General features: G+C 47.7%; 9 protein-coding genes. All 9 read right to left on the bottom strand.

Features of this window, described 5'->3' with window-relative positions; genetic code table 11:
• Window positions 1-46 precede the first annotated feature (46 nt).
• The gene (locus HMPREF9443_RS06630) at window positions 47-1,006 is read right to left on the bottom strand and encodes an ABC transporter ATP-binding protein (protein WP_009145788.1); all 960 of its coding nucleotides are present in this window, start codon (window positions 1,004-1,006) and stop codon (window positions 47-49) included.
• A complete protein-coding gene (locus tag HMPREF9443_RS06635) occupies window positions 1,003-2,001 on the bottom strand; it encodes an ABC transporter ATP-binding protein (RefSeq protein WP_009145789.1) in 999 nt (332 codons plus the stop codon). Before HMPREF9443_RS06635 ends, HMPREF9443_RS06630 begins: the two co-directional genes overlap by 4 nt.
• A gap of 12 nt (window positions 2,002-2,013) precedes the next feature.
• Window positions 2,014-2,886 (bottom strand): ABC transporter permease, encoded by an 873-nt coding sequence (locus HMPREF9443_RS06640; RefSeq protein WP_021720555.1) that lies wholly within the window; start codon window positions 2,884-2,886, stop codon window positions 2,014-2,016.
• 5 nt (window positions 2,887-2,891) lie between these two features.
• Window positions 2,892-3,827, bottom strand: coding sequence for an ABC transporter permease (locus HMPREF9443_RS06645; protein WP_009145791.1), 936 nt, complete (start codon window positions 3,825-3,827; stop codon window positions 2,892-2,894).
• A gap of 104 nt (window positions 3,828-3,931) precedes the next feature.
• On the bottom strand, window positions 3,932-5,494 hold the full coding sequence (locus HMPREF9443_RS06650) for an ABC transporter substrate-binding protein (protein WP_009145792.1): 1,563 nt from the start codon (window positions 5,492-5,494) through the stop codon (window positions 3,932-3,934).
• 209 nt (window positions 5,495-5,703) lie between these two features.
• Window positions 5,704-6,234, bottom strand: coding sequence for a flavodoxin family protein (locus HMPREF9443_RS06655; RefSeq protein WP_009145793.1), 531 nt, complete (start codon window positions 6,232-6,234; stop codon window positions 5,704-5,706).
• Window positions 6,235-6,249: 15 nt separating this feature from the next.
• Window positions 6,250-7,662: a radical SAM protein gene (locus HMPREF9443_RS10370; RefSeq protein ID WP_009145794.1), complete on the bottom strand. Its 1,413-nt coding sequence runs from the start codon at window positions 7,660-7,662 to the stop codon at window positions 6,250-6,252.
• Between the two features lie 4 nt (window positions 7,663-7,666).
• Window positions 7,667-8,593: an ABC transporter substrate-binding protein gene (locus tag HMPREF9443_RS06665; RefSeq protein WP_187363707.1), complete on the bottom strand. Its 927-nt coding sequence runs from the start codon at window positions 8,591-8,593 to the stop codon at window positions 7,667-7,669.
• A gap of 109 nt (window positions 8,594-8,702) precedes the next feature.
• Complete coding sequence (locus tag HMPREF9443_RS06670) at window positions 8,703-10,811, bottom strand: TonB-dependent receptor plug domain-containing protein (RefSeq protein WP_040565211.1); 2,109 nt, start codon at window positions 10,809-10,811, stop codon at window positions 8,703-8,705.
• Between the last annotated feature and the right edge of the window lie 394 nt (window positions 10,812-11,205).

Consider the following 11,205-nt stretch of genomic DNA (forward strand, 5'->3'; position numbering starts at 1 on the left):
TCGACCCAACCACAAGTAATGGACTAATGCATTTTTTCAATATAAATTATTTTACGCAGGAGCAGGCCACAAAATGCTGCGGCTCAACCTCGCGCAGTACAGGATTGCCTTTATCACAAACGCCGGCAACAGGGCAGTCGCAGCGCTTCATGAAACGGCAGGCATCCGGCAGGTTGATAGGAGCGGTAATTTCGCCCTTGATAACCTGACGCTTAGGCTTATCCTTGCCCACGATAGGCAGAGGAATTGCCGAAAGCAGTGCCTTAGTATAAGGATGCAGCGGATTTTTGAACAGCAGATTAGCGGGTGCTTTTTCTACCATGGTGCCCATATACATAACCGCAATATCATCCGAGAAATATTTTACAACGGACAAGTCATGGGTGATGAAGATATAGGTAAGTCCCAAATCCTTTTGCAGCTGCTTGAGCAGGTTCAGAATCTGCGCCTGAATGGAAACGTCCAGCGCGGAAACAGGCTCGTCGCAAACAATGATTTTAGGATTCATAGCCAAAGCACGGGCAATGCCGATACGCTGACGGCGGCCGCCGTCCAGCTCATGCGGATATACATTGGCATAGCGCTCTGCCAGACCAACGGTACGCATCAGCTCCAGAGTGCGTTCTTCAATCGCTTCCCTGCCTTTAATCAGCTTATGCTCGATAATAGGCTCGCTGATAAGCTGCATAACGGTTTCACGCGGATCCAGAGAGGAAAACGGATCCTGGAATACCATCTGCATCTTCTGGCGCAGCGGGCGCATTTCCTTACGGCTCAGCTTGGTGATATCGTTGCCCTGAAAGATGATTTTGCCGCTGGTGGGCTCAATCAGCTTCAGAATGCAGCGTCCGGTGGTGGATTTACCGCAGCCGGATTCACCTACGATACCCAGAGTTTTGCCTTCCTCCAGAGTAAAGCTTACACCATCGACAGCGTGCAGCTGACCTGCAGCGGTATTAAAATATTTGGACAGATTGTCAATAACTAACAGCGGAGCATTACTCATTTTTGGTTCCTCCTTAAAGCAAATCCGGGTCTGGAATAAGCGTGGCAGGCTACAAAATGAGTTTTGCTGCCATCTACGGAATGCAGCTCAGGCACAGAGGCAGAGCATGCTTCGGTAGCATAGGGACAACGCGGAGCAAAGGTGCATCCGGGCGGCAAATCCGCCGGGTCGGGCATCAGGCCTTTGATAGGCTCCAGCATTTCGCCCTGCTCCTTCAGGTTAGGCAAGCTGTTGAACAGGCCCTCGGTGTAGGGATGGCGCATGTTGTTGAATACATCGTCAACAGTGCCCTTCTCCACAATACGGCCGGCATACATAACTGCCATATCGTCGCAAACCTCGGCAACGATACCCAGGCTGTGCGTAATCATCAGCATGGACATATCGCGGTTGTTGATGAGGTCCTTCATCAGCTCCAGCACCTGCGCCTGAATGGTTACATCCAGTGCGGTGGTCGGTTCATCGGCAATCAGCAGCTTGGGACTGCAGGCCAGCGCTATAGCAATAACTACACGCTGCTTCATACCGCCGGAGAACTGATGCGGATAGTCGTTGGCTCTTGCCTCGGCAATACCAACAAGCTTCAGCATATCCTTAGCCTTTTCCAGAGATTGCTCCGGAGTAAGGTTCTGGTGCAGCTCCAGACTTTCGGCAATCTGCTCGCCTACGGTCATAACAGGGTTCAGCGCAGTCATCGGGTCCTGGAAAATCATTGCCACGTCGTTACCGCGCATTTCCTCCAGCTCACGCTCGCTCATTTCGAGTACGTTTTTGCCTTCGAGCTTAATCGTACCGCTTTTGATAACTCCCGGAGGATCCGGAACAAGGTTCATGATAGACAGTGCGGTAGTAGTTTTGCCCGCACCGGTTTCGCCTACCAGGCCCAGAGTACGTTTTTTGCCGATAGCGATGTCAATGCCGTTGACAGCATGTACATCGCTGTCTTCTGTTTCGTAATGGACCACAAGGTCCTTAATATCTAATAATAAATCCATAATGCAGCCCCCTTATTTCTTCAGCTTAGGATCCAGCGCATCGCGCAGGCCATCGCCCAACAGGTTCAAGGCTAATACGGTAAACATAATAGCTAAACCGGGAATAACACAAATGTAGCTGGCATCACGAATATGACCTCTGCCGCCGGAAAGCAGCGCACCCCATTCGGGAGCAGGCGCCGGTACGCCGATACCCAAAAAGCTCAGGGAGGAAGCGGAAATAATAGTAGTACCGATCAGCAGAGTAGTCTGTACGATAATCGGAGACAGGCAGTTCGGCAGGATATGTCTGAGAATAATCTTCCAGGTGGGCAGGCCCATCGCATAAGAGGATTCAACATATTCCAAATCGCGCACTGTCATAACGGAAGCACGCACGATACGCGCATAGTTGGTTGCGCAGGAAATTGCCAGAGCAATAATCAGGTTGATGGTGCTGGTGCCCAGCAGAGATACGATTACTACTGCCTTCAGAATGTTAGGAATGGAGTAGAAAATATCAATACCGCGCATGATGATATCATCGGCCTTGCCGCCGTAGAAGCCGGCAATAGAGCCTAAAATAGTACCTACAATCAGACCGAAGCCTACGGAACCGATACCGATAGCCATGGAATAGCGTGCGCCGTACATAACACGTGCAAACAGGTCACGGCCGTATTCGTCGGTGCCGAACCAGTGCTCCCCGCTGGGAGGCTGCAGCTTAATAGCCAGGTTCTGACCGATAACGTCGGTTTCATAGTTGAATACCAAGGGACTTACCAGAGCGATGACGCACAGCAGTGCCAGAAAGGCCATGCCGATTACAGCGCCCTTATTTTTCAGCAGACGATGCCAGGTTTCCTGGAACATGGTGCGTCTTTTAGTTCTTTTCTTTGCAGCCATCTTCCTCACCCCTTCTTGCTGTACTGTGCCTTGATACGCGGATCAAAGAATGCGTATACCAGATCGACAACCAGGTTAATCAGGCACATCAAAATAGAACACAGAATAATAGAACCTGTTACCATCGGAATATCACGTCTGGTAATAGATTCGTATACCAGACGGCCGATACCGGGCCAGCTGAATACGGTTTCAGCCAGTACGGAGCCGGTGATAACCAAAGACATTTGCAGACCGATAGCAGTGATAATAGGAATCAGTGCGTTTTTCAGACCATGCTTGTAGATTACACGATGCTCGCTGCAGCCTTTAGCACGCGCGGTGGTCATATAATCCTGACGCATAACGTCCAGCATGGAGGAACGGGTAATACGGGTAATCAAAGCTGCCAGACCGAAGCCTACGGTTACAGCAGGCAGAACCAGGCTCTTCCAGCCGAAGTTGCCGCCGGTCGGGAATAATCTCAGATGCAGAGCAAAGATAATAATCAGCATCAGTCCCAGCCAGAAGTTAGGCATGGAGGTACCGAACAAAGCGAAAATCATGCCTGCGGTATCCTTCCAGGTGTTCTGGTGGATAGCGGTGTAGATGCCCAGAGGAATGGATACCAGAGTAGCGATAATAACAGCAGCGCCACCCAGATACAGGGTGTTCGGCAGATATTGGAAGAAGGTATGGAATACGTCCTTGTTGGTTACATAGGATTTGCCCATATCACCTACAAGCATACCTCTCATATAGTTAAAATATTGCAGCAGGAAAGGCTGGTCCAGACCAAGATCATGGCGGATCTGATCAATCATTTCCTTCGAAGCGCCGTCGCCGGCAATCATCATTGCGGGGTCGCCCTCAGTAAGACTCATTGCCCAGTAAATCAGAAAAGAGGTTACTAAAATTACCGGAATCAAACTGAGGAGTCTGTTGACAACATATTTAAGCATTCAACAAAGCTCCTTTCCGTAGAACTCAAATAAAAGGTGCTATGATAAAACAAGAGAGGACTACGCCTCCCTTGTTTTACGCCTTTGTAAATTTTTCAGCAAAATTATTTAGCGATATAAGCATGACGCCAATCGTGGTTGCCGCCGCCGTAGAAATATTGACCTTTCAGGTCTTTATTGTAGGCAACTACCAGGTTAGCAATGTACAGAGGAACCTGCGGGCATTCGTCAACCAGGTATTTTTGCAGCTCAACGCCGGCTTCCATACGTTTGTTCTGATCCTTCAGGGTTGCAACATCATCAATCAGCTTGTCAGCCTTCGGATCGGAGAAGTGATGATAGTTGGAGCCGGAACCGGTGTAGAACAGGTCGCGATATACAAAGTCAACCTTGGAGTCTTCGTTCCAACGCCACAGGAACAGGCTTTGTTTGCCGTCCTTGCAGGCAGCCTTCAGAGCAGCTTGCTCCATCGGAACCAGATCTACGGTAATACCGATTTGTGCCAGGTTAGCTTGGATAACAGTTGCAATCTGCTCATAGGGAGCGCCGGTTGCATAGGTCAGAGTGGTTTTGATAGGACCGGTTACGCCGGATTCCTTCATCAGCTGTTTAGCACGCTCCAGATTGTAGTCATAGCCGGGCATTTCATCATAGAAGCCCCACAGACCACGGTTCAGAATGGTTTTTTGCAGAGTGCCTTTGCCATTCAGAGCAGCGTCCAGAACGGATTTCTTATCGATTGCGCAAGCTACAGCCTGACGCAGTTTTTGGTTATCCCACGGTTTCTTTTCAACATTGAATGCGAAGTAGAACAGACGGGTACCGGGTTGTTCGTAAACAGTGATATTCTTGTCATCCTTCAAGAATTTCAGATCGCTGATAGGCGGATTTACGCATACATCGATTTCGCCGGCCTGCAGAGCCATTACGCGAGCAGAAGCCTCAATCATCGGACGGAATTCGATGATATCGGATACGCCGGGAGCAAAGTTTTCGGTTGCAGGCAGGTTGTTGCCCCAATAATCCTTAACCTTGGTCAGACGGCAGTATTCGCCTTGAACCCATTTGTCATATTTGTAAGGGCCGGTGCCGATAAGCCACGGCTCTTTTACGCCGTCATCATAAGCCTTTTTGGATTGGATGGACAGAGGAACGGAGGACAGAGATTGAATGAACTCGTTGTTATAGGAGCTGATTTCGATTTCAATCTGATATTTGTCTTTAACGGTAGATTTTACATAGCCTGCCAGAGCGGATTTGATAACGTTTTTCATTGCCATATCCAGGGTGAATTTAACGTCATCTGCAGTCATCGGAGTCTTTTTACCGTCGTTGAAGTATACATCCTTACGCAGGTTCATGATGATATGGGTATCATCTACGAACTTCCAGTCGGTAGCCAGACCGGGGCCGAAACGCTCCTTGCCTTGAGAGCCGTTATTGAAGAATACCAGAGTCTGGTGAGTGTTCTTCAGAATAACGTTGTTGGCAGCGTCCTGTTGTTTTTGCAGGTTAAGGTTGTTGATATCGGCATCGGTACCGATAACCAGCTTCTCCTTGTGTGGAGTACTGCCGTTGTCAGCTTTTTTGTCATCGCCGCCACAGCCTGCAACAGCCATAGCAAGAATCATCAAAGCTGCCATGATGAGCACTAATAATTTTTTCATAATGCACCTTCCTTTCAAAATTGCATTTAATGACTACATCCATTGTACACTATGAGCGAACTTTACGCAAGACACAATTTTGTCAATAGTTCTACACTTTTAGTTCATCGTTTAAATTTATCTGCCCTAAAATGCTTTTACAATAATAAATGCGCAGCCAAACTGCGACTGCGCATTATAAAACACTGTTCTTATATAAAGGACTGCTCTTACATCATCTTCAAAAACTTGTCATACATAGCCAAAAAGCCCTGCATAAAGCTCTTGGCCTTCGCCAGATCCTCTACATCCGGATGGCTGGCTGCAGCAGCCCAACGGGCTTCGCTCTCGGGACTGGGGCTGTGCGGGCTGCCTGCCGGCATCTTGCGCATCATGGCAATCAGCGCCGGGTCAATCGCACCGCGGATAGATAAAGTACCCAGTACCTTGCAGTCCTTGTTCATTAATACGCCTGCATTTACTAGGGAGCTTACAGCGTGGTCGCTCGCCGGGTCTGCACCCAAGGTTTGGAACAGCACTACCTTTTTGCCGTGCAAATTCTCCAAATATTTTTTCATCTTCGCATTCGGTGCGCCCTTGTCAACCCAGTATCCTGCCACAACAACAGCGAAGTCATCCGCAGCCGGAGCAGCGTCAACCTGCGCCAGCACGCAGCGTTCGCCTGCAGCCTCGGCCAAAGCCTTGGCAACCTTTTCCGTATTACCGGTTTTGCTGTCATAAACGATTAAAATGTCCTGCATAGTAGTACACTCCTTTTATTTCATATTCTTCATAATGCCCATCATCTTCTGGCCTGCCTGCTCCATCAGTCCCGGTTTGCCGTAAAGTGCGCACTCCGCAGCTGTCAGCAGCACTCTGTCCATCTGACGATAGTAATATTTTCCCTTCGCCGTAAAGTAATACTTGCCATCCACTGCGTAAAGCAGGTCCAAAAGCTCCCACTGCTCCAAAAGCGGCGCAAGCAGGCTTTCCCAATCCGCATCGCTATACTGCTTCAGCAAAGCAAAATCAAGCTTGCCCGCATCACACTGTCCGGACAACTTTTCCAGCAGCAGATAATTTTCGTTATGCTTGCCCATGCCCATAACGGCGTACTGCCCGGACGTAGCCTTTTTTACATAGTCGCTTCGTTCCATAGTCTTCATATAGTTATACATTCCCATGTGACCGCCGCAGGCCGCACCGCAGGTAATGATATTCGCACCGCTCTTCACCAGCGTATTGTAACCGCTGCGTTCATCCTCGCGCATTGCCCAATGGCAGCAGCTCAGCGCCTTGGCCCCCTGCTCTGCAAGCAACGCATCGGCAGCAACGAACATTTCCGCCAGCATTCTGTCGTTATATTCGTATTTGATGTTGCCCTTGGCAATCGCCTGACCTAAGGGAGATTTAGGCAGAATCTGCAGCTTGTACAAATCCATACCGCTCACGCCGCAGGCCAGCGCAGTTCCGATATCGTTCAGCAGCATGGCCTGCGTCTGGCCGTTCAGGCCGTAAATCAGGTCGATAATAACCTTGACGCCTTTAGCTGCCGCCTCTTCGAGCTTGCCCGTTACCTCTTCCTTGGCATTAAGCCTGCCTAAGGAGCGGCGCAAATGCGTATCAAAGGCCTGAACGCCGAAGCTGAAGCGGTTCACGCCGCCGGCAATGCAGGCATCCAGCTTATCCGCCGATAAATCATAGATACTGCTTTCAAAGGTTACCTCACAATTATCCGCCAGGCTAGCAGCACTGTGAATTTTGTTCAGCAGCGCACTGATTTGCGCCGGATTGAGCACCGACGGTGTGCCACCGCCAAAGAAAACAGCTTCCGGTCTTTGTTTGGCAAATACACCCTGCTGCTGCAGGAAATCCAGCTCTGCCAAAAGCGCCTGCACATATTCTTCCACCTGCTCCGCCTCAAAGGGATTGCGGTAAAAGTTGCAGTAGGAGCAGCGCAGATTGCAGAACGGAATATGCAGATACAGCGCCGTAGGCTGCGCAGGCTGCAAAGCAAACTCCTGCAGCATAGTCCCGGCCATCATCCCCGGCAACGGTTTGGTCTTGCGCGGAATATAGGTCAGATCTTTGAAGCTTGCTTCAACAGCAGTTGCCCCCGATTGGCCGGCAAGAGCCTTATAATCATCGCGCTCATAAAACGCCTGAATATTTTTTGCGTAATCAATCATCAGCCTACTCCTTTACTGTATCAGGATACATTTTTGCTGCCATGTAGCGCACTGCCTTAGGATATTCTAACCCCGGATTGAGCAGGAACAAATCGTCCGGCAGGAAAAATACCTGCTTATTTTTTACTGCGTCGATAGATTGCCATGCTTCATTATTCATAATCTCCAGCTTGGGATTGCCCTCAGCATCACGCGGCGCACCCATAGAGGTGATAAAAATTACCTGCGGATTTTTCTCCAGCAAATCCTCTAAGCTGTAGGGAGCCTTGTCAGGCTGAGTTCCCATCGGTCCGCTGACAGGCTTGGTTTCTCCCTGCACTACGTTGCGTAATTTAAGCATTTTGGCACAGCAGCCGGCAATGCTGGTTTCCTTTTCCATAGTAATGCCCATGCTGGTGGTGTGCAGAATCGCTACGCTACGCTCGCTTTTAGGCAGCTTGCTTACTGTAGCATTGATATCCTTATCGAGATTTGCCACAACCTTCTGCGCCTTATCATCCTTACGCATTATTTTGCCAATGGTGAGCATGCTGTGCTTAACATCCTCATAGGATTTCAGATTCAGAACAACAACTGGAATATTGTTGGATTCCAATGTATGCAGATAACGCTCGTGCATGCCCTTGTAAGCAATTACCAGATCAGGCTTCAGCTCCACGATTTTTTCTACATTGATATTAAAGATAAAGCCTACCTCGGCAGCATCCTTGGCAAAAGCGGGCACCTTGCCTACCTGTGTTTTGGCACGGCCAACAACCTTGCCATCTACTGCCTCCACCAGCTCTAAAAAAGACGGTGACAGAACAACAATTCTTTCGGGCACCTTTTTCAAGGTAACAATACGCTGGTTATCATCGGTGATTTTTATTGCGGAGCCTGAACCGGAGCTGCCGGTTAGCGGTGAGCAACCGCTTATACATAAGCATACCATAAGAACTGTAAAAATGAAACTGAAAATTTTTCTCATAATACTTCCTCGTTAGGCAAACAAAGCAGGCCATCGGGCCTGCTTTATTTGTTCTTTTACTTTACCGCTATGTTTAGAATTTATATTCCATACCAACTCTGTACAAGCGACCGAGATTGCCGTCAGAATACGGGCCAAAGTTCTGGTGATTGCTGATGTTGTCAATGCCCAGATAAATCTTGGTATCCTTGTTGAGATGTCTGGAAGCCATGATATTGGCAATGGTGAAGTCCTTGGTTTCGTAAACAAAGTTGCCCATGGTGCTCTTATCGCCATTATTGAAGTAGTAGCCGATGTTAGATACAAGGTCAAAGCTCAGGTCCCAAGCATAAATATTTTCCGGCTGATAGGAAACACCGAAGGTTACCTGATGCTTAGCTCTGTCTTTCAGACGGGTTCCATTAGTTTTGTCTTTAGCATCCAGGAAGGTGTAGCCGGCATTCAAATAAATATTCTTGCCCAGTCTGTGAGAACCGTACAGCTCTACGCCCTGCAGAGTTGCTTCGGGAATATTCTTGTACGCCATAACTTGGTCGCCTTTAACGCCGGGATACAAATCTGGATCATCATCTGTCAACTTACCGGTCCAATAGGTGCTAATCAAATCCTTAACTTCACTTCTGAATACCCCCAGATGAACGGTAGATCTGTCGCCCCAGTCCTTTTCAACAGATAATTCATAGCTTAAGGATTTCTCCGGTTTCAGATCAGGGTTACCAACATAGAATTGGCCTTTACCACCCGGATTTGCAGCATACATTTCCCAGAAAATGTACAAATCGTTTACAGTCGGAGTTTTATAGCCCTGACCAATTGCAGCCTTAATACGTACATCATCGGCAGCATTATAGGTTGCAGCCAGGTTGCTGGTCAGCTTGTTGCTGAACTGATCACTGTGGTCGAAACGTACGGAAGGAATAATCAGCCATTTATCATCAGGTCTGAATTCATCCTGAACGTATGCTGCCAGATAGTTGATAGCTGCCTTGTCATAAGCATCATGAGCATTACCGTCTGCCAAAGATGTATTCGGTTTCTTTAAGCGGGTGCCTTCGCTCTGATCCTTACGATATTCAAAACCGGCAGTCAGCTTGTTCTTATCGCTCAGATTGAAGGTGTCCTTGCCTTCAATAACGCTCAGAGTACGTTTAACAGTATCAATCTTAGGCGCTTGCAGCTTCCACTCACCAGGTTGCCCATACATAGTCATGCGCGTAAGATTATGATTTTTGTAGTTCTTATCGAATACTGATTTATAAGCTCTGAACATCCAGTCCTGCTTATCATCGGAACCCCTATAAGTAATAGCATAGTCAGTACGCTTATTATCGTTATAAATAGTCTGAACCTTATCCTGCCAGATACCTGGTTTCATGGGTGTTCTGGTAGTAGTAGACTTTTGGTTGTCCTCTTTGATTTTGCTGAAATCTACGCTTAATTCATTGCCATTATCGAACTTATAGCCTACATTCAAAGAAAGCGGCTGTTGCTTGCCATAGAAATTCATGGAATCTCCGCTGCCTTTGGGATCCAAATATGGTCTGTTTTTATTCAGGCCAGCGTTGATTTTATAGGAATAGTTGCCTTCAGCGCCTTGCAGATACAGGTTGCCTTTATAGCCTGCGCCCTTGCCGTCCTCATACCAGCCATATTCATAATTTACATCAGCAGTTGTTTTGTCCGGAGTTTTGGTAATAACGTTAATTACACCGCCCATTGCATCACTGCCATACAGTGCGCCTGCCGGTCCACGAATAATTTCTACTCTTTCAACATCCTCCATACGGATACGGTCTACGTCCCAGGCATTGGCAGAGTTGTAAGCAGCCTCGCCGCCTAAACGCTTGCCGTCAACCATAATCAATACGTGACGGGATTCACTGCCGCGGATGCTGACATTACTGCGTCCCTGGAAATCATTAAATACATTAACGCCCAAAGCGCCCTTTAAAGCATCATGCAAGGTTTTAGCCTGTGTCTGCTCCAGCTTTTTGCTGTCAACAATCTCTACGGTCGAAGGGGTTTCCTTAACGGTCATTGCCGTTCTGGTTGCGGTAACAACCATAGTGTCCAAGGAAAACTCCTGTAAATTCTCTTCAGCAGCGAATGCTGTCCCCCCCCAAAGTACGCTGCCGGTCAACAGGGTTGTCAGGACTAACTTGGAAAGATCTTTTTTCTGCATACTCATACCACTCCTTAAAATATATACCAATCACAGCTATGACAGATTAAAATTCGGCAAAGTCCGCCATAGGCAAAACCAGTCATTTTTACATATGTTTATTCAAATATGTGTATTTTTTGTATTATTATCTGTTTTCGTAACTATTACTGTTTACAAGTATATCATTTAAAGACTAATGAGTCAAGAAAAGTATGAAAACTGTTGCAATTTATTTTTACGTAAAAATATTAAAACCAACAAAAAATTTTACATGATACGAAGCAGAATATTTTTTATTCCATTTACCTGTTGCAGACAACAAAAAAGACTCCCAATTTCTTGGAAGCCTTGAATTGCAGTTGGTGGCGGCGCACGGATTCGAACCGCGGACACTGCGGGTATGAACCGCATG

The sequence above is a fragment of the Phascolarctobacterium succinatutens YIT 12067 genome (genome assembly GCF_000188175.1).
In the GTDB taxonomy this organism is placed as follows: Bacteria; Bacillota; Negativicutes; order Acidaminococcales; family Acidaminococcaceae; genus Phascolarctobacterium_A; species Phascolarctobacterium_A succinatutens.